The 18,635-nt window shown below is 62.1% G+C and carries 16 protein-coding genes; 8 read left to right on the top strand and 8 right to left on the bottom strand.

The genetic code is table 11. From position 1 onward, the window contains the following. Window positions 1-35 precede the first annotated feature (35 nt). Both HU144_RS15195 and HU144_RS15200 read left to right on the top strand, forming a co-directional pair. Window positions 36-512 carry a hypothetical protein gene (locus HU144_RS15195; RefSeq protein WP_235352023.1) on the top strand — a complete coding sequence of 159 codons (477 nt, stop codon included), beginning with the start codon at window positions 36-38 and terminating at the stop codon, window positions 510-512. Window positions 513-552: 40 nt separating this feature from the next. Then, on the top strand, window positions 553-1,263 hold the full coding sequence (locus HU144_RS15200) for a DsbA family oxidoreductase (protein ID WP_235352024.1): 711 nt from the start codon (window positions 553-555) through the stop codon (window positions 1,261-1,263). Window positions 1,264-1,304: 41 nt separating this feature from the next. Here the strand turns inward: HU144_RS15200 and HU144_RS15205 are convergent, their stop codons facing one another. Beyond that, on the bottom strand, window positions 1,305-1,961 hold the full coding sequence (locus HU144_RS15205) for a TetR/AcrR family transcriptional regulator (RefSeq protein WP_235352025.1): 657 nt from the start codon (window positions 1,959-1,961) through the stop codon (window positions 1,305-1,307). Between the two features lie 202 nt (window positions 1,962-2,163). Here HU144_RS15205 and HU144_RS19490 point away from each other — a divergent pair, with 202 nt between their 5' ends. Together HU144_RS19490 and HU144_RS15215 are read left to right on the top strand one after the other, a co-directional pair. After that, window positions 2,164-4,650 carry an ABC transporter permease gene (locus tag HU144_RS19490; protein ID WP_235352026.1) on the top strand — a complete coding sequence of 829 codons (2,487 nt, stop codon included), beginning with the start codon at window positions 2,164-2,166 and terminating at the stop codon, window positions 4,648-4,650. A gap of 157 nt (window positions 4,651-4,807) precedes the next feature. Then, on the top strand, window positions 4,808-5,545 hold the full coding sequence (locus tag HU144_RS15215) for an MgtC/SapB family protein (RefSeq protein ID WP_235352027.1): 738 nt from the start codon (window positions 4,808-4,810) through the stop codon (window positions 5,543-5,545). 31 nt (window positions 5,546-5,576) lie between these two features. Here HU144_RS15215 and HU144_RS15220 read toward each other — a convergent pair whose 3' ends face one another. The 3 genes from HU144_RS15220 to HU144_RS15230 all read right to left on the bottom strand — a co-directional run bounded on the left by HU144_RS15220 (window position 5,577) and on the right by HU144_RS15230 (window position 9,014). Beyond that, entirely contained in the window at window positions 5,577-6,767 is a 1,191-nt protein-coding gene (locus HU144_RS15220) for a M20 metallopeptidase family protein (protein WP_235352028.1), read from the bottom strand. 120 nt (window positions 6,768-6,887) lie between these two features. Then, complete coding sequence (locus HU144_RS15225; RefSeq protein WP_235352029.1) at window positions 6,888-8,210, bottom strand: metal-dependent hydrolase family protein; 1,323 nt, start codon at window positions 8,208-8,210, stop codon at window positions 6,888-6,890. 201 nt (window positions 8,211-8,411) lie between these two features. Next, window positions 8,412-9,014, bottom strand: coding sequence for a TetR/AcrR family transcriptional regulator (locus HU144_RS15230; RefSeq protein WP_235352030.1), 603 nt, complete (start codon window positions 9,012-9,014; stop codon window positions 8,412-8,414). Between the two features lie 89 nt (window positions 9,015-9,103). Between HU144_RS15230 and HU144_RS15235 the strand changes: the two genes are divergently transcribed. Both HU144_RS15235 and HU144_RS15240 read left to right on the top strand, forming a co-directional pair. Beyond that, window positions 9,104-10,291 carry an ABC transporter permease gene (locus tag HU144_RS15235; RefSeq protein WP_235352031.1) on the top strand — a complete coding sequence of 396 codons (1,188 nt, stop codon included), beginning with the start codon at window positions 9,104-9,106 and terminating at the stop codon, window positions 10,289-10,291. A gap of 119 nt (window positions 10,292-10,410) precedes the next feature. Further along, window positions 10,411-11,238 (top strand): hydrolase, encoded by an 828-nt coding sequence (locus HU144_RS15240; protein WP_235352032.1) that lies wholly within the window; start codon window positions 10,411-10,413, stop codon window positions 11,236-11,238. Window positions 11,239-11,369: 131 nt separating this feature from the next. On the opposite strand, the gene HU144_RS15245 is transcribed toward HU144_RS15240, so the two are convergent. The 4 genes from HU144_RS15245 to HU144_RS15260 all read right to left on the bottom strand — a co-directional run bounded on the left by HU144_RS15245 (window position 11,370) and on the right by HU144_RS15260 (window position 16,083). Continuing rightward, window positions 11,370-12,521 (bottom strand): fatty acid desaturase family protein, encoded by a 1,152-nt coding sequence (locus HU144_RS15245; protein WP_235352033.1) that lies wholly within the window; start codon window positions 12,519-12,521, stop codon window positions 11,370-11,372. A gap of 87 nt (window positions 12,522-12,608) precedes the next feature. Then, on the bottom strand, window positions 12,609-13,379 hold the full coding sequence (locus tag HU144_RS15250; RefSeq protein ID WP_235352034.1) for a response regulator transcription factor: 771 nt from the start codon (window positions 13,377-13,379) through the stop codon (window positions 12,609-12,611). Continuing rightward, window positions 13,376-14,839, bottom strand: coding sequence for a sensor histidine kinase (locus tag HU144_RS15255; protein WP_235352035.1), 1,464 nt, complete (start codon window positions 14,837-14,839; stop codon window positions 13,376-13,378). The genes HU144_RS15250 and HU144_RS15255 overlap by 4 nt, the downstream gene beginning before the upstream one ends. A gap of 290 nt (window positions 14,840-15,129) precedes the next feature. Further along, window positions 15,130-16,083, bottom strand: a complete 954-nt coding sequence (locus HU144_RS15260; RefSeq protein WP_235352036.1) for a DUF4352 domain-containing protein — start codon at window positions 16,081-16,083, stop codon at window positions 15,130-15,132. Window positions 16,084-16,458: 375 nt separating this feature from the next. Here HU144_RS15260 and HU144_RS15265 point away from each other — a divergent pair, with 375 nt between their 5' ends. Both HU144_RS15265 and HU144_RS15270 read left to right on the top strand, forming a co-directional pair. Continuing rightward, window positions 16,459-17,736, top strand: a complete 1,278-nt coding sequence (locus tag HU144_RS15265; RefSeq protein WP_235352037.1) for a sensor histidine kinase — start codon at window positions 16,459-16,461, stop codon at window positions 17,734-17,736. Window positions 17,737-17,931: 195 nt separating this feature from the next. Then, window positions 17,932-18,618 (top strand): response regulator transcription factor, encoded by a 687-nt coding sequence (locus HU144_RS15270; RefSeq protein ID WP_235352038.1) that lies wholly within the window; start codon window positions 17,932-17,934, stop codon window positions 18,616-18,618. Window positions 18,619-18,635 lie beyond the last annotated feature (17 nt).

Below are 18,635 nucleotides of genomic sequence, written 5' to 3' on the forward strand. Positions count from 1 at the left end.
ATCATCAAGGCTCTTTGCCGGATATGATTTCGACCATGGGCGCAGACGAAGGTCGAGAGACGACAACAAGACTGGCCAGAATTCCTAGCTTCATAGGCGGGGCCTGGCTGAATCGCAAATACACTCGACTGACCTCAAGTCTCATTCTTGCGGTGATTCCGATAGTGGTCTTCTACTCAATCGTGGACTTCGAAGATTGGTCTGCCGGATTCGACCCTGCTGCAGGCTTCAACCGCCTCGTGGACGATCTCACTCTCGTCGGAATCCTCGTTGGCATCGCACTCTTCGTCTTCTATCCACTCGCAAGAGAAATCTACTTCAGAACGACTCAGCCGATGGCCGAGGCGCTCGCTGGACTCCGAGTGATTGGGTGGCCCCTTGTCATCCTCGTGTTCTGTGTAAAGATATGGCTGTATCTGATCGTCTGGCTCGTCTCCATCCCCTTGGGAATTCTCGGCTTCCTCTATCTCGCCATCACTGAGGCCAGTGGCAACGGCTACAGGATGGCGTAACGACGGGAATAACCCGAGCCGCACCCAGGTTTGACCTGTCATGAGGATAGAGATCTGGTCAGACATCGCCTGCCCCTGGTGCTTCATCGGAAAACGTCGCTTCGAGACCGCCTTGGACGGCTTCGCGCACAAGGACGATATTGAGGTCGAATGGCGCAGCTACCAGCTCGACCCGAGTCTGCCCGACCACTACACGGGAACAGAGACCGAGTACCTCAACCAGGCCAAGGGAATGCCTGCTGACCAGGTCCGGCAGATGTTCGATCACGTCACCGCGCAGGCCGCCGGTGAGGGGCTGAACTACGATTTCGATTCCATCGTTGTGGCCAACAGCTTCACCGCCCACCGCTTCCTCCACCTGGCCAAGACCCACGGGGTCATGAACCAGGCCAAAGAAGAGCTCTTGTCCGGCCATTTTGAGAAGGGCCGCGATATCGGTGACGTCGAGTACCTCGCCGAGGTGGCCAGAACTGTCGGCATCGACGCCGACGAAACCCGTCGAGTCCTCTCCACCGACGAATTCACCGCCGAGGTGAAGTCCGACATTGCAGAGGCACGAGCCCTCGGCGCAAATGGAGTCCCGTTCTTCGTCGTCGATCGCAAATACGGAATCTCCGGCGCTCAACCGCCCGAAGCATTCGCACAGGCGCTCGAAACGGCGTGGGGCGAGAGCCAGAAGCTCACGGTACTCGCCGGCGGAGACGAAACCATTCGCGACGGCGCGGTGTGCGGCCCCGACGGCTGCAGCTGATTCGACAGGCCGCGACCTATTCAGTCGCGCAGAGACACCCGTCAGAGAAGCGGCATCGACGGATAGCGGATCGCACCGTCCGGTGATGTCACGGGGCCTGCGAGCATGCCTGCGGCAGCATCGATGAGGAACCGCCCTACCTGCTCCCAATCGCCTTTATGGGTCCCCTCATTCATCTTCGCCTCCTGGTCCGAACACGCGCTGGTGACCATATGGGCCAGCAGATAGGCCCTGCCACGCAGGACCGCCTCGGGAATGCCCTCCATCTCGCCGTGGATGAATCTCAGCCCGTCAGGCAGGGAGGACTCAGCCATCACGGACTTCATGATCTCGACAGCCGAGGGCACGATCCCCACCTGAGCGAGAAACTGTGCACGCCAGCTGGGCCGCGGCAGATCCGCGAGAACGTCGAACAGCGGGCCCATTCTGCTGCGGACGAAATCATGAATGCTCGGGGTCTCACCCAGGCCTGCGACATACTCGTCCCTACGGAGGGACATCTCGGCGACATGACGCTCCACGAGTGCGCGCAGCAGACTGTCTCGCCCCCCGAAGTGGTATGAGATCGCGGAATGATTCGCCGCCCCGGCATAGTCGACGATGCGGCGATTCGACACAGCATCGATGCCGTGGATGGCGAAGAGCTCCTCGGCGGAGTTGAGCAGCACGACGCGCGCTCTGTCACTCTGGCTTCCCATAGTCCCTATTCTTCCATTTTCAAGCCGTTCACGATGCGGAATCCCTGTCGCGATATCAGCGACCTGACCACCTCGGCGAGCATCGCCCTCACCTTGGCAAATCCATGTTGATTTCACAATACTAAGTCACGTGTCTTAAAGTGGTCGAGTTCAAGGTGGTCAACGTTGATCACTCGACTTCCGATCCATCAGGAGGACGACTGTGGGCACACCACCACCGCTCACCCGCCGCGAGGCCCGTGAGCACGACTCACACGACAACAGTCAAAACGACGGCTATGACTCGGACCATGACCACGACCATGACTCGGACCATTACCTGCCTCCGGAATCGACGGACGAGCAGCACACCACCGAGACTGAGGCAGAGGCTGCAGCCGCGAAGCGGGCCAAGGCAGAACTGATCGGCCGGACGGCAGCGATCTTCATCATGCCGCTCATCATGGTGGGCATGATGATCACGGGATACCTCGGCACCATGCACTCTCCCTCAGCCAATGACATGCCCGTCGTCGTGGCCGGTTCGGACTCGAAGGCCGCGGACATGAAGTTTGCGCTCAACGGTGCCGAACCGGATGCCCTCGACGTCGATACCGTCGAAGACGCTCACACCGCGCGCGAGAAGGTCCACGATCGCGAAGCCTCGGCGGCGGTCGTCATCAAGGGCGACAAGGCCACCCTCTACACCGCGGGTGGTGCAGGAGTCCAACAGCAGACGACGGTCACCGGCCTCGTCATGCCCGCCCTGCAGGAGGAAGGACTCGACGTCGACACCGAGGACATTGCATCCCTGCCGGACGACGATCCTTCCGGACTCGGCGCGATGTTCCTCATGACAGCCATCGTCATGGCCGGATACCTGCCCTTCAGCGTGCTGCGCTCGAACTCCCCCGAACTGCTGAAGTTCAAACGCATCGTCCCCATTCTCGGAGCCTGGGCCGCGGTGATCGCCGGCCTGGTCTGGACGGTCGCCTGCCCGATCCTCGACATCGTCGATGTCAAGGACACTCTCCCCGTCCTCGGCATCGCCTGGCTGGGAGTCTTTGCGATCTCCTGCGTGCAGCTGTTCATCACCCGAATCGTCGGTGCCTTGGGAGTGATCGTCGGCATCTTCTTCCTCATGGTCCTCGGCATGCCGTCGTCGAATCTGTCCTACCCCGTGTACACGATGCCGGCGTTCTACCGCTTCACGCACGAAATTCTGCCGATGCCCGCGATCGGTGAAGCACTGCGCTCCGTGCTGTACTTCGATGGCGCGGGCGTCACCGGGCACCTCCTCGTGCTGGCCATCGGCGCCGTCGTCGGTCTGCTGCTGACGAAGGCCTACGACTTCATCTCCCACCGACGCAATCCCGATCCGAAGCCACTCGATGTCAACATCCCGTCGCTGCACGGCGGCCGACGCCCGGACTCGAAGGTGTGGCGCTACATCTCACTCATCGTCTTCCCCTTGGCGATGGTCACGATGATGCTCACCTTCATGCTCGGTGCGATGGGCTCTCCCACGCCCAAGGACATGCCCGTGACCGTCGTCGGTTCCTCGACCGAGCAGGCCAAGGACACGATCGCCGACCTCGAGAAGTCAATGGGCAAGGACATGTTCGACTTCACTGCCACGACGGACAAAGAAGAGGCACGTGCCCAGGTCGAGGATCGGGACGAGGTCGCAGCACTCGTGCTGCCGACTCAGAAGAATGCCGAGTTCGGACTGATTGCGAACGAAGCCGGCAACAACAGTGCCTACCAGGTCGTCAACCGGATCTTCGATCAGGTCGCCTCCCAGCAGGACATGGAGCTCAAGGTCGACAACGTCGCACCGCTGCCCGACCGGGACAAGAACGGCGTAGTCGTCATGTACGTGGCCATGGGCTGGGTCCTCGCCGGATTCATGGTGGTCATCGTCGGAGCCAACGCGAACCCGTGGAGCCGACCGCTGAAGCGGATGATCCCGCTGACCGCTGTGTACGCACCGTTCATGTCACTGGTCGTCACCCTCATCGCCGGCCCGATCACCGGAGCCGTCGACGGTCATTTCGCTCAGCTGTGGGGAGCCGGAATCATCGCGATCTTCTGCATCGCCATGTTCGCCATGGTCTTCGAGAGACTCATCGGCATGCTCGCGATCATTCCGGTCATCGGCACTCTGATGTTCGCCGGGATGCCGGCCTCGAACGGGGCGATCTCCGAGTACATGATCCCGTCGTTCTTCACCACGCTGCACGACTTCCTGCCGATGGCGGCAGCGGTGGAGACTATCCGTTCGATCATCTACTTCGACAGCGATGTCGTCACCGAGCATATGCAGGTCCTCGGGCTCTGGGGGCTCGTCTCCCTTGCTTTGGTGTTCCTCATCGACAGCATCAAACCTCCTCGCACCGAACATGACTTCGGCAATCTCCACCTCGAACAGGAGAGGGAGCGGAACAAGCAGGCCCGGAAGCAGGCGAAGGCCTTCGAGGGCTCAAGCTCCACTGCGACCGTGCGCTCGACGATCGTCGACGACCGGTTCGAGCCTGCGAGCCAAGCAGAGTCGACGGCCCCGGGGGCTTACACAGCCGCACCCACCGCCGGCGACGGGCTGAAGCATCGGACCGCCGAGGTGGGGGTTGAGTATCCCGATGATGACAGTCGGTGCCCCACGGATCCCGAGCCCGCGGATCAGAGGGAGTGGATCCCCTCCACCGTGTGATCAGCTGGCCGCATCTGACGCGGGTGTGCCGGCCGAAAACCCGTGTCCCGCTCACTGCTGTCGGCGACCAGCACACTGATGCTCCGGCCGGTCAGATGTGTCTCTGATGTGACGCGATCTTCAGCCTGGAATGCTTTGGGTCTACAGTCGGATACCTATGGGTTCACATATCGATTTCTTCGGTCCGACCGGCCTCATCGAGGCCGAGCTGCTCCTGGCCAGCTTCATCCTGTGCTCGCTGATCGGCTTCGAACGGCAGTTCCGGCAGAAGAGCGCCGGTTATCGCACCCATGTGCTGGTGGGCATCGGCACGTGCGCATTCACCTTGGTCTCTGCGTACGGGTTCGCCGGTGTGCTCGGCGACGAGGCCCGTCTGGATCCGTCGAGGATTGCCGCGCAGATCGTCTCGGGTGTCGGCTTCCTAGGTGCTGGTGTGATCTTCAAGGGACGAAACATGGTGCGTGGACTCACGACTGCCGCCACCGTGTGGGTGACGGCGGCCGTGGGTATGGCCTGCGGGGCGGGAATGTTGACGTTGGCCGTGATGCTCACCGCACTGCATCTGCTGACGCTGTTCGTCATCGCTCCCCTGATCCGACGGATCCCCGACAGCGATCACCGCAAAATGCTGCGCATCGCCTACCGGGACGGCTCCGGGATTCTTCGTGACATCCTCGCCGTGGCCGGGGACATGGGGTATTCCAACACGATCCTCGATTCCAAACGCTTCGAGGACGAGGACGGAGTGCGGATGGTCCAGATCGATGTGAAGTTCGAAGGCAGACCGCCGCTGCATCTCCTGGTCCCTGCACTGCTGGACCTCCCCGGTGTGGAAAAGGTGAGCATGCGCGAGGACCGTGTCCATTCGGTCGATGACGATGGTGACTCCGTGTGATTCACCGCTCTCCCCGCACCACACACGCCTCTCAGTCTCGAAGCAAGCGCTTCCACGCCAGGGTGGCGAGGGCTGCGGCCTGGTCCGGCAGATGGGCGTCATCGAAGAGGACCTGTGGCGAATGGTTCCAGGCCGCAGTCTCCAGGTCGATATCCTGCGGAGACACGAGGAAGAACAGAAACGCGCCCGGAACTTCGTTGAGCACGTAGGAGAAGTCCTCGGACCCCATGAGCGGGGTGGGTGCCTCGACGTACCTGTCCTCACCGAAAGCCTCTGTAATCGTACCTGCGACGAACGCGGCCTCGCCGTCATCGTTGACCGTGACGGGGTACTGTTCGGTCCACACCACCTCGGCGGTGCACCCGTGAGCGGCAGCGATCGACTCGGCCAGGCGAGGGGCCACCTCGGCGAACTTCTTCGTCGAAGCTGCTGACAGCGTCCGCACGGAAGCGCCGATCTTCGCCGAGGGCGGGATGACGTTGACGGCATCGCCGGCCTGCAGCTGCGTGACTTCGGCGACAACCGGATCAAAGACGCTGAACGTGCCGGTGACCATCGAGTAGAGCGCCTGGCCGAATTCGAGAGTGGGCCGGACGGGATCGATGCTGGCATGCGGCTGTGAGCTGTGGCCGCCGCGTCCGTGGAAGGTGACGTGGAGGGTGTTCGCTCCGGCCATCAGGGTGCCGGGTCTCGTGGTGAAGATTCCGTGTGCCCCGGGAGCGACATGGATGGCGTACGCAGCATCGGGGACTGCGCCGATGGTGTCGAACATGCCCTCATCTATCATCTCTTCGGCACCACCCGGACCCTCTTCACCGGGTTGGAACATGAAGGCCACGGTACCGGCGAGTTCCTCCTGGTGTGCGCTGAGCAGCTTCGCGGCCCCGACCAGACCTGCCACGTGCAGATCGTGGCCGCAGGCGTGCATATTGCCGTTGGTCGAGGCGAAGTCCAGATCGTTCTCCTCCGCAACGGGCAGGGCATCCATATCACCGCGCAGAAGCACTGTCGGCCCAGGTCTGCCGCCTCGGAGCACGGCAACGATGGAGCTCAGCCCCTTGCCGGTTGTGATCTCCAAGGGCAGTCCCTCGAGGGCGTCAAGAATCATCCGCTGAGTCACCGGGAGCTCGAGACCCAGCTCGGGGTTGCGGTGCAGGTTGCGGCGAAGGTCAATGAGTTCGGGCGCCAGAGACTGTGCCTCGGCAGCGAAATCGTGGGTCATAGTGGTTCCTCTCTGATCGTGGATGAAGCAATGTACGGTGGAGCGGCGGATGGATGAAGCGGTAGGTGGATGGAGCGCTGTGCGGTTGAAGTTCGGACTGTTTCAGCGGTCGACGCAATTTCACCCGAGCAGCGAACGGACCGGCGCGTCTGGGAACCATCTCGCGGAGTCCTTCATCAGCGCCCCGCCCTGCATGACGACCCTGACTTTCGCCGGGTCGGCCAACTGGGTGATATCGGCCAACGGGTCGAAGTCGACGATGACGAGGTCGGCCAGTTTGCCTTCCTCGAGGGTGCCCACGTCAGCCGACAGGCGCAGCAGTTCCGCCGCGTTCTTCGTCCCCGCCACGATCGCCTGCATCGGTGAGAGGCCGAGTTCGACCGCGTGCATCTCCTCGCGCAGGTTGAGTCCGTGTGGGCACACGCCGGCGTCGGTTCCCAGCGCAACCTTCACGCCGGCGTCCATCGCTACGGCCACGCGTTCGCGCGCGATCGCGGACCATCTGACCTTCTTCTCGTAAAGGTAGTCGGGCACGTTCTTCGGGTCCGGGATCCGCAATGCGCTGCTGAGCGTCGGGACGAGGAACGTTCCGTGTTCGAGCATGAGTTCAATGCCTTCGTCGTCGATTCCGTACCCGTGTTCGATGGAGCGGACGCCGCCGCGGATGGCTGCCTTGATGCCTTCGGCTCCTTGAGCGTGGGCCGCGACGGGCTGGCCTGCCCGTTTGGCTGTCTCTTCGACGATGAGTCGCACATGTTCCTCGGGAACGCCGATGTCATCGGGAGTATCCGAGGGGCTCGAGACGCCGCCGGTGGTGCAGACCTTGATCACGTCCGCGCCCGAGCGCACGAGGGTGCGAATGGTCCGGCGGACGTCGTCATCGGTGTCGATGATCGGGTCGACAGGCATGGCAGGCATGGTGGACAAGCCGTTGGGCATCGTGAAATCGGTGTGTCCGCCGGTCGGTGACAGCGGTGTGATGGCCAGGTGGATCCGTGGCCCGAGGATCAGCCCCTGCTGGATGCTGTCGCGCACGCCGCGGTCGGTTCCGCCGAGGTCGCGAGCAGTGGTGACTCCTGCCATGAGGGTGGCCCGGGCGTTGACAGCGCTGCGCACGATCCTCTCCGAGGCGAAGCGGGCGAGGTTCGCCTCTTGGTTCTCGATCGAGAGTCCGAGGTGCACGTGGGAGTCAATGAAGCCGGGCATGATCGTCTTGCCCTGCAACTCGATGACACAGGGGGCTCTGCCACCCGTGTCGTCGCCCTCCCCCGCCGAGGTGGCCCCTTCGGTGCGCTGGACGCCGACGTAGACGATGCGTCCGTCCCTGATCTCGATCTCAGCATTGGAGAGAGGGTTACCGCCGTTGCCGTCGATGAGGGTGGCTCCGCGTAGAACAGTGTGCTCGGAATCATTGATCGTGGTGGGCAGGTAGGCGGTCGACATCAGTGGTGACGATCCTTTCATCGGGAGATCGTGCGCTTCAGATGCCATTGTTGATCATTCCTCACACAGCGGCGCACAGTGATCACATCATGACCAGGAAGAGCGTGCAGGCTCCGGTGGCAATCGGCAGGCTCCGGTGGCGATCGGCAGATCGGCCCAGTCCCGACAGAACCTCGGTCCACGCGCCCTACCGGCGCAACCTCAGTCCACGAGCTGAGCAAACATCGCTTCGACGGCATCCGTGATCCGCGCATGCGAAGCGTCACCGAAGATCGCGGTCTGAACGATGGCACCCTGCATGAGCGCGAGGACGGCCGGCGCGATCTGATGCGCCCTGGCCTGTGCGACGCCTTCGGCAAGCCCCGCACTCCGACGGAAGTACACATTCAGATAGGCCTCGAATCGTGCGATGAGTTCGTGGTAGATCTCAGCGGCGATTGTGGCGAAATCGGGGGAATGCGACGCCTCTCCCCAGACCTGCAGCAGCAGCGGAGCGAAAGGGGCGTCATGGAGGATCGTATCCAGAAGCTTCGGGAAGACCTCGTGTGGAGGTGGAACCTCGTCTGCTGTTCCGAAATCCTGCAGTTCAGCCGCGCGCTGTTCCATGATTCGCCTAGCGGCGTCGAGCGTGAGCTCCGCCTTGGACGAGTAGTAGACATAGACGGCTCCGGCGGACAAGTCCGCCTCCTTGATGATGTCGGCCATCGAAGCGCCGACGAAGCCCTTGCGAAAGAAGCACGCAAGCGCGGCATCCTGAATCCGCGTGCGCATGGCTTCCCTGTGCTCATCCGTGACCTTCGGCACCAAACCTCCAAAAAAGAATGATCATTCTTGATATATCGTACTCGACAGAGTAAAAAGAACGAGTATTCGTTTTCAATGATTGGACAGGCATGCAGACGAGAATCCTCAGCAGCTCGGACGGCACCGACGATAGTCGCGGCAGAACGAGCACGGCCGAGACGAGCGCGCGCAAGCCCAGCCTCAAACAGGCGCTGCTCGCCGCTGTCTTCGCCGCGGCAATCGTCACAGTCATCCTGCTCGCATTCAGCTGGCCGACTGTCACATCTGATCCCAAAGACCTTCCGATTGCGGCTGTCGGCGATCAGGAACAGATCGATCAGATCACGGCCGATGCTCCCGATGGGATGCTCGATCTGAAGAAGGTCGACACCCGCGCCGAGGCGCAGCAGCTCATCCGTGAACGTGAGGTCTACGGGGCATTCGTGCTGAGCGACGACCCAGAGATCCTCACCTCGACTGCCGCTTCCCCTCCTGTTGCCCAGCAGTTGAGTGGGATTGCCGCTCAGATGCAGCAGAAGATCGACAAGCAGGCGATCTCGGGCATGCAGGACGGAATGAAGGAGATGCAGGATGCACTCGCAGCGTCCTCTCAGCCAGCCGGGTCTCAGCCCGATCCTGGTGCCCCACAGCAAAACCCAGGCAACCAGACACAGGCCCCAGACGCCCCGGCGATGGAGGTCCCTGAGGTCACGGTCACGGATGTCGTGCCGCTCAACGACGACGATTCCACCGGTGCCGGCCTTGCGATCGCCGGTCTGCCCCTGACCATCGGTGGCATCGTCGGCGGCGTGCTCACCAGCATGCTCGTCCACTCTCGCCGCATGCGCGCGGTTGCGGTCGTGGCCTACGGCGCAATCGGCGGACTCGCGCTCACCCTCGTTCTGCAGACGTGGTTCGGAATTCTGCAAGGCAACTTCGGGCTCAACGTTCTGGCTGCCGGCCTTGCTGTAGCAGCGACTGCGGCACTTATCAACGGCTTCGTCTCACTGATAGGTCCGGGTGGTATCGCAATCGGTGCTGTACTCACGATGTTCATCGGCAACCCGATCGCCTCACTCCAGGCGCCCAGGGAATTCCTCGCCGGAGCCTGGGGAGACATCGGCCAGTTCTTCGTCCCCGGCGCTTCGGGGACTCTGTTGCGCGACCTGTCCTACTTCCCGGATGCGCCCATGGCGATGCAATGGTGGGCGCTCATCGGCTGGTTCGCCTTAGGTATCGTCCTCATCCTCGTCGGTCACCTCAAGGCTCATTCGAAGCAGAGGGTTGCCGTGAGCTGACTTGTTCCTTCGCCCCACGGCTGTGGAACAGATGACGATATGGCACGCCACACCTGACACCGGTCACCTGGCCCCACCTGCACTCGACGACTATCCTCGGGTGCAGGGGGTACACACCGATGACAGCACTGACGAACGTGACGATCTGCCGCACTTGCGGTGTCGAGACGAGCACGCCTCCACCGGATGTGTGTCCGATCTGTTCGGATGATCGCCAGTGGCTGCCGACGTCCGGGCAGGACTGGACGACGCGTGGACAACTTGAGTTCGAACACCACAGCATCTCCATCGTCGAACGCGAACCAGGTCTCTACGCGTTGCGTGTGGAGCCGAAGCTGGGCATCGGTCAGACGTGCTATCTGGCTCAGACCGAGCATGGCAATCTGCTCTTCGATATCCCGCCCTACATCGACGAGGACGTCATCGCCGCAGTCTCGGACCTCGGCGGGGTTCAGGCCATCGCTGCCAGTCATCCTCACATGTTCGGCCTGCAGCTCGAATGGAGCGCGGCCTTCGACGATGCCCCGATCTTCGTCTGCCGTGCAGATGCCCATTGGGTCCAGCGCGAAGGAATGAACATCTGGCGCTACTATCAGTTTGCTGAACCTGTTCCCGGGGTCCGATTGATGCGCATAGGCGGTCACTTCCCTGGAAGCGCGGTGGCCATGTGGACCGGCCAGGACGGTCGCGGCGTCATGCTCAGTGGAGACACGATCGCGCCGGTCGCCCGCTCAGGGTGGGTGACGTTCATGCGCAGCTTCCCCAATTATCTGCCGCTGTCGGCAGGTGTTGTCAGACGCATCGCAGCTTCGGTGGCTGACCTCGATTTCGATCGGATGTACGGCAACTTCGGGCAGACCATCTCGAGCGGAGCCAGGGAGGCTGTGGCGACCTCGGCCGAACGCTACGCCGAATGGGTCTCAGGGGCCCACGACAAGCTCACCTGAGAAGACGGCTCGAGTTCCTGCCCAGAAAGCCCCTGTCCGGAATGCTCCTGTTAGGCATGAACCTCAACACGAAAAACCGGCCAGGTCCGCGTTGACGGACCTGGCCGGAGAATCCAGCGATGCTGTGAAGATCAGCGTGAGCGGAACTGCGCGGTGACCGGGCAGTCGAAGGGATCAGCCTGACCGAGTCCGGCCCGGTTGAGGTAGCGGACGATGATGCCGAATGATTCGAAGAGCGTCGTCTCCGTGTATTTGATGTCCTTCTGAGCACAGTATTCGCGGACCATCGGCTGAACCTTGTGCAGGTTGACGCTGGGCATGCTGGGGAACAGGTGGTGTTCGATCTGGTAGTTGAGTCCGCCCATGAGGAAGCCCATCGGACGTCCGCCCGAGATGTTGCGTGACATCAGTGTCTGGCGGCGCAGGAAGTCAATCTTCACGTCCTTGGGAACGATCGGCTGTCCCTTGTGGTTGGGAGCGAACGAACCGCCCATGTGCAGTCCGAAGACCATGACCTGGACGATGAAGAAGACGCTGCCGATGAGGGGGCCGGCGGCCCAGATGGCGATGAGCGGGAAGCCGATGATGCGGATTCCGATGAAGATGCCTTCGATCCAGCGGCGCTTGATCGAGGACTGTCCCACGAGGATTGCCTTGACTGAGTTCACATGCAGCTGCAGGCCCGCCAAAGTCAGCAGCGGGAAGAAGAACCATCCCTGGTGTGAGGCGAACCATTTCCTCACTCCGGTGAGCCCCTGAGCATCATCGGGGTCGAAGATCAGGGCGCCCGGTGCGATATCGCCGTCGACTCCGGCTTTGTTCGGGTTGGCGTGGTGAAGAGCGTTGTGTTTCTTCAGCCACCATCCATAGCTGAGACCGATGAACAGGTTGCCCACAATGGTGGAGACCCACTCACCGACCTTGCCGTTGGTGAAGATCTGACGGTGAGCTGCGTCGTGGGCGACATATGCCGTCTGGGTGAAGAGGATTCCGAAGACGACTGCTGTGGCCATCTGCCACCAGCTCTCGCCGATGAGGAAGAGCATCGCGAAGGCGACGACGTAGGAGAGTCCGAGGAGGACGAAGCGCAGCGTGTTCCAGCCGGGGCGTCGTGCCAGCAGACCGGCTTCTTTGACCTGAGCCATCAGCGCGCTGAAGTCGCTGGTGAACTCCTGCTTATCGGTACCGCGATTGGCTCGCCTCTGCTCCAGCACCTCGGCCCTTGACTCTTTTCCAAGAGTGGGCGTCGACAGCGACCTATTCACGACATCTACTGGTTCCATATTACTTACGGTACGAGGTGGATCATCGTCTTGGCATCACCCCAGAGCACCGTATTTCACCCCCTACCCAGGTAGGGGGTTGCGTCATCAGACCTGGGCGCCGGGCACGACGAGCCCGGATTCGTAGGCGGCGATGACTGCCTGAGCGCGGTCTCGGGCGTCGAGTTTGTAGAGAATTCGCGAAACATGGGTCTTGACGGTCTGGACTGCTATGAACAGTGAGGCAGCGATCTCCGTGTTGGTCTCACCTCGTGCCACCAGTACCAGGATCTCGCGTTCGCGGTCGGTGAGGTCGGGCAGGGCGGCCGCGTTCGATGTCTGCGGTCCTGCGGCGAAGTGCTCGATGACTCGGCGGGTGACACTCGGGGCAAGCAGCCCCTCACCCGATGCCACCACCCGCACTGCCTCGGCGAGTTCGTTGGGTGGGGCGTCCTTGAGGAGGAAGCCGCTGGCACCGGCACGAATCGCATCGAAGACATAGTCGTCGATGTCGAAGGTCGTGAGCATGATGATGCGCGGAACGTCATCGTCGATTGCGCTGGTGTCCTGAGTGCTCAATGCCGACTTCGACGCCTGCCGGTTCGTGGTCTGCGGGCTCATGGTCTGCGGGTTCGTCGTCTGCCGGGCCGCCTGCCGCGATCTGGACGAGAGGATCTCACGGGTGGCTTCGATGCCGTCGAGCTCCGGCATGCGCACATCCATGAGCACGATGTCAGGCTTCAGCTCGGTGACGAGGCCGACGCATTCGACGCCGTCCTGCGCCTGACCCACCACCTCGATGTCGGGGTGCGCGTCCAACAACGCGGCGAAGCCTGCTCGAACCATTGCCTGATCATCAGCAATCACGATGCGAATCACGCGTTGCTCCTCTCATCACCCTGCGATTGATCTGACGTGTCGTCTGCGCTTATGTCTGAGTCATTTGCGTTTATGTCTGAGTCGTCTGCGCTTAGGTCTGCGCCGTTTGAGTCTGATTCTGAATTTGTGGCTATGTCTGAATCTGGGTCCGAGTCAGCCTCGCCCAGATCGCGCTCGCTCGAATCACGCTTACCCGAATCACGCTTACTGGAACCGCCCTTAGGCGAATCGGCCACGGCCAGCGGCAGCACGGCCTCGACTTCGAAACCGCCGCTGCTGGTCCAGCCGGTTCGAAGCTCGCCTCCGACCGAGGCCGCGCGTTCTCGCATCCCGATGAGGCCCTGATGACGATGGACCTCGTTCTTCGCCGCCTCCGACGGGCCCTTCCCGCCAGTGTTGACGACGTTGATCCACAGGGCGGTGCCGCCGCTGTCGATCTTGATGTGAATCTGGGATTCGGTGGCGTGGCGGATGGCGTTGCTCAGCGCTTCCTGGACGATGCGGTAACCCGCCAGCCCGGTGCTGTCGCGCAGGCTGCGATCCAGCGGTCCCCCGCTGCGTTCCATGGTGACGTTGACTCCAGCCTGCTGTGCCTTCTTCACCAGACCTTCGACCTCGGAGAATTTCGGCTGAGGTGCAAGCTGCTGGCCCGAATCGTCATTGCGCAGAACTCCCAGCAGTCCTCGCATCTCGGTGAGGGCGTGGCGGGCGGAGATGGATATGTCTTCGAACTCCTTCTCCACGTCTGCGTCGATGTTGGGGTGGCGAAAAGGTGCGCTCGAGGCCTGGATGTTGATGATCGACATGCTGTGGGCGACGATGTCGTGCAGTTCGCGGGCAATCCGCGTCTTCTCCTCGACCACGACGCGCTTCGAATGCTCCTCGGCGGTATTCTCCTGTTCCTGCAGCAGCTGCGATCGGATCAGATGCCACTGTTGGACGATGACTGCGGCCACATAGAAGCCACCTGCGATGCAGGAGAAGATGACGATGTTGACGATCGAGGATTCCGACCTGCTCTCGGGGTACTGAATATGCCCGAAGACGGCAGCCGCTGCTGAGATTGCGATGCTCGCCAGCAGCGCGGCCAAGGCCACACCCCAGTGAGCCCGGAGCCCCACAATGAGGATGATGAGGATCTGGGTGATCATCATCGGCACCATCCATGGCCAGGGAGCACCTGAGAGGTACGGGCCGAGCAGCGGAAGGACACCGCAGGCGACGACGGAGACGATCGCGCCGAAGAGCGGGCGCAGCATCGACAGCGGCATCGACCCCGCGTGGATCACGGTGACGATGAATGCCAGGGCCACAGGGGCTTCATGGACTCCCACCGCGATCGAGGACTCGACGGCGAGCATCACGATGGAAGTGAAGATCACCGCCACCCAAGCCAGCGCCTCAGGGTTGAATCTGCGGTCCGGTGGCAGGAATCTGTCGAACAGCTTGCTGAACAGCACGAATTCCGGTTCTCCTTCTGCGGCCCTGCGCCGATTATTCGGCCTTGCGCCGACCCGAAAGGTCGACTCACCTGGCACACTTCGTCAGTGTGACAGTAGCAAACACGGATAGGCGTCCCGTGAGAATTCGGATCCATCACCGCCTTGAACCGGAGAACACCGCCTTGGACCTGAGAACACCGCTTTGAACCTGAGAACGCTGCGATGAACCGGAAAATGGGAAAACAGAAGCCAGAGACCGCCGAGGCGGTCCCTGGCTTCTGCCAGTCGGCCCGGTCTGACCATGTCGCTCAGCCCAGTGAGATCTCGATCGGATCAGCGAAGAGTCCACCTTCGAAGGTGAGCTTGTCCGGTGAGACATCGGCGGGGACGTCGAAGACGAGAACGCCCTTAGCCGTGTTGCCCGGGTTGATCTCCTCGGCGAAGAGAATGGAATCAGCGTCGGCATAGAGTCCGGCTTCCGAGTCCGCGGAATAGGTGTTCCCAGCTTCGTCGCCGAGCTTGATGTTGTCCTCCCAGAAGAAGTCCGGCGCCGAAGCAGTGTTCTTCACGGACAGGTTGACGGTGACGAACTGGCCTTGGGCCTCTGCGCCCAGGTACTCGTCGCCGACTGAGGAGACGCCGTCCTTGACCGAGTTGACGGTGACTTCCCAGTCATCGGCGGCCACAACATCGCCGATGCCGTAGCTGGCAGCAGCGTCTTCTTCGGCCGCCTTGTCCGCGGCAGGCTCTTCCTTCGCCTTGTCACCGCTTGCCGCCTCGTCCTCGGCGACGGCAGCAGAGGATTCGGTATTCTCTGCCGAATCGTCTCCCCCGCCGGAGATGGCACTTCCGATGATGACGACGACAAGGATGAGAACAATCCAGAACCACCAGCGTTTGAGCAGCGGCTTCTTCCGCTTCGGCGGTTTCTGTCCTGAGCTGCCTGGACCATAGGCACCGGGACCGTAACCACCAGGTCCATAGGCGCCCTGGCCAAACGCACCAGAATCGTACCCACCGGGGCCACCGTAGCCACTGGCTCCTGCGGGGCCCGCGCTCGGATGTCGAGCACCCGGGTAACCGGACGCCTGCGGGTCAGCCATCGGCGAGCCGGCCATCTGCGGACCAGGCACGCGGTAGGTGGAACCTTGCGCATTGACACCGGGCTGAGGCTGGGCTCCAGGGTGCGGCTGAGGCTGAGCACCAGGCTGTGCTTGCGGCTGAGTACCGGGCTGCGTGTGTGGGTCGTTGTGAGTGGACATCATGCTCCTTTGATGATGAGCGCCGCGCCCCGCTGGAAGGCGGTTCGAAGCAGCTGGCGCAAATGAAATAGCGAGGTTCGCGTTGATACTCCTTCAGCATTCCGCCTCGGCGAAGATTGGACATCAACCGTTCGGCTCGACCTCGATCATCGATCGGCCAGGCGGCGCCAGCCTGAAGGTTGACGTCCGGTGTCAGCTCGTGCGGTTACGATTCCTGTTGTGACAATTCATCCGTTCCCGCCGCCGCATCATGGCTCCTCCGTCCCACCGAGGCCGGCCCAGCCACCGATGCCTGCCGCCTCTGCGACGCCACATCCGGGTGCTGCCTCGCACTCGGAACACAAACGGCGTCTCCGGCACGGAGCCCAACTGGCGGTGAGCATCCTTGTGGGCGTCATCGCCTATGTGACGGGCTTAGTCATTTCGGCAATGGCGCTGCAGGCGAACCCGTGGGCCTTCGGCAGCAACGGTGAACTCACGAACACGGGAATCGTCGTGGTCCTGCTGCTGAGTCTCGTTTGGCTCAGCGTCTTCGTCCGTCGTCGTTGGCCCCTCGTGCCGTTCATCGCCGGGGCTCTCCTCGCCGCGGGTTGGGGCGATGGGCTCCTGCTCCTCATCGGCCTGTTCCATATCGTCATCCGCGGACCTCGGGTGCGGATGGTCGTCACCGCCGTCATCGGGTCGGTGCTCGTCATCGCCGGAGTGATCCGTCACTGTCTCCTGCCTCCTGCTCTCAACCCATTCGGCCTCATGATCGTGGGTGATCCTGCGGTGATCACCGACGTCGAAGCTTCTGCCCCACCAGCGGACTCTCTGCTGGCGATGAATCTGATGACGATCATCGCCGGCGTCGTCGGACTTGGGGTGAGCATCGGGTTCGGACTGCTGCTGCGTCGGACTCGCAGAATGAAGACCGTCGAGACGATCGCCCAGCGTGAAACCGAACGCAGCGAATCGCTGTCTACGGAACTAGCTCGCCAGTCCGAGCGCAATCTCCTGGCCCGCGAGCTCCACGACACCCTCTCCCACCGGTTGTCCGTCATCTCCCTGCACTCCGGGGCGCTGGAAGTCGGAACTCAGGATGACGCCGAGGTGGCGACCGTCGCCTCTGCCCTGCGCCGAGAGGCACGTGCATCATTAGACGATCTGCGCCACCTCGTCGGCGGTGTGCGTGAAGGAAACTTCGGCGAACAGAGCCGACTGGGACCGACGTCGACTCCGCCGAGCCTGCCCTCCATGGACTCCATCCCGCAGCTCATCGCCTCGGTTCAGGCGACCGGCACGCAGATTCGTCCGTCAATCATCATGCAAGACGTTGAGAGTGCGCCCACGGTGCTTGACCGAGCGGTTTATCGCATCGTGCAGGAGTCGCTGACGAACGCGTTGAAGCACTCCCCCGGTGCACCTGTGGATCTGAGCCTGAGCGTTTCGGCAAACCGGGGAGCGCGCATCGTCGTATCGAACGCGCTGCCGACGACCAGGACGAACGAAGATCCGGAATCGGACTTATCGACGAGCGGTTCGGGAGCCGGGCTCGAGGGAATTCGTGAAAGAACGCACCTGCTCTCGGGCATGGTCAGCATCGGACCGCGTGAGGGGCTGTTCGTCGTCGACGTATCCTTCCCGCCGTTCGAACGCCGGTCTCAACACTGACCAGGCTCAGCGCTGACCGACCTGAGGGCTGACCAGTCTCAGCGCTGACCAACCTCAGGGCTGACCAACCTCTGGGACGCTCATCACCTGCGTCACGGCGCTCTTCTGTGGCGCCGTTCCCCTGCCGATGCTGCCGATGCTGTGCCCACGCGGCTTCGCCGCTGTCGTGTCCTAGGCCTCCTGTAGTCTGTTTTCATGGCTCAGACTTCTCCCAGTATCCGCGTCCTCCTCGTCGACGATGACTCGATGGTGCTGACTGGGCTCAAGGCCATACTTCAGGTCGCCGAGGGCATTGACACGGTCGGAACTGCTCTCAATGGCGAAGGTGCACTGGAGCAGGCGGCACTTCATTTCCCTGACATCGTGCTCATGGATGTGCGGATGCCGGGAATCGGTGGCATCGAAGCAACTGCGCGGTTGACCAACAGTGTGCGGCCGCCCAAAGTCATTGCTCTCACCAGCTTCGATTCCGATGATTATCTCTTCGGTGCTCTCGAAGCAGGTGCCAGTGGCTTCCTCCTCAAGGACATCGGTCCTGCGGAGCTTGCCGAGGCCATCAGGAAGGTCCACGTCGGTGAGTCGATTCTGGCACCGCAGGCGACGATGCGGATCATCAGAGCCATCACAGCCAAACAGGATCATCGGACCAAACGCGATGCCGCCGCGCTCGTCTCCACCCTGACAGCGAAGGAACGTGAGATCGCTGTCCTCGTGGCACGAGGGCTGTCGAATCGTGAGATCGCCGAGGCGACTTACTCCAGCGAGGCCACCGTGAAGACTCATCTCAACCGGGTGAACGTCAAACTCGATGCCAGCAACCGGGTCCGTATCGCTGTCCTCGTCGAGCGGTCCGGTTTGACCACGGGTTCCGGCATCATCTGAACGGTCTCGTCGTTTCC

It is taken from the genome of Brevibacterium sp. UCMA 11752, from assembly GCF_021532235.1.
GTDB lineage: Bacteria > Actinomycetota > Actinomycetes > Actinomycetales > Brevibacteriaceae > Brevibacterium > Brevibacterium antiquum.

What these genes read in the sequence shown, in the direction of transcription:
- HU144_RS15240 (WP_235352032.1), top strand. Translation starts at nt 10,411, where the DNA reads ATGACAGCACTGACGAACGTGACGATCTGCCGCACTTGCGGTGTCGAG.
- HU144_RS15220 (WP_235352028.1), bottom strand. Translation starts at nt 6,767, where the DNA reads ATGACCCACGATTTCGCTGCCGAGGCACAGTCTCTGGCGCCCGAACTC.
- HU144_RS15270 (WP_235352038.1), top strand. Translation starts at nt 17,932, where the DNA reads ATGGCTCAGACTTCTCCCAGTATCCGCGTCCTCCTCGTCGACGATGAC.
- HU144_RS15215 (WP_235352027.1), top strand. Translation starts at nt 4,808, where the DNA reads ATGGGTTCACATATCGATTTCTTCGGTCCGACCGGCCTCATCGAGGCC.
- HU144_RS15225 (WP_235352029.1), bottom strand. Translation starts at nt 8,210, where the DNA reads ATGTCGACCGCCTACCTGCCCACCACGATCAATGATTCCGAGCACACT.
- HU144_RS15200 (WP_235352024.1), top strand. Translation starts at nt 553, where the DNA reads ATGAGGATAGAGATCTGGTCAGACATCGCCTGCCCCTGGTGCTTCATC.
- HU144_RS15195 (WP_235352023.1), top strand. Translation starts at nt 36, where the DNA reads ATGGGCGCAGACGAAGGTCGAGAGACGACAACAAGACTGGCCAGAATT.
- HU144_RS15260 (WP_235352036.1), bottom strand. Translation starts at nt 16,083, where the DNA reads ATGTCCACTCACAACGACCCACACACGCAGCCCGGTACTCAGCCGCAA.
- HU144_RS15205 (WP_235352025.1), bottom strand. Translation starts at nt 1,961, where the DNA reads ATGGGAAGCCAGAGTGACAGAGCGCGCGTCGTGCTGCTCAACTCCGCC.
- HU144_RS15245 (WP_235352033.1), bottom strand. Translation starts at nt 12,521, where the DNA reads ATGGAACCAGTAGATGTCGTGAATAGGTCGCTGTCGACGCCCACTCTT.
- HU144_RS15235 (WP_235352031.1), top strand. Translation starts at nt 9,104, where the DNA reads ATGCAGACGAGAATCCTCAGCAGCTCGGACGGCACCGACGATAGTCGC.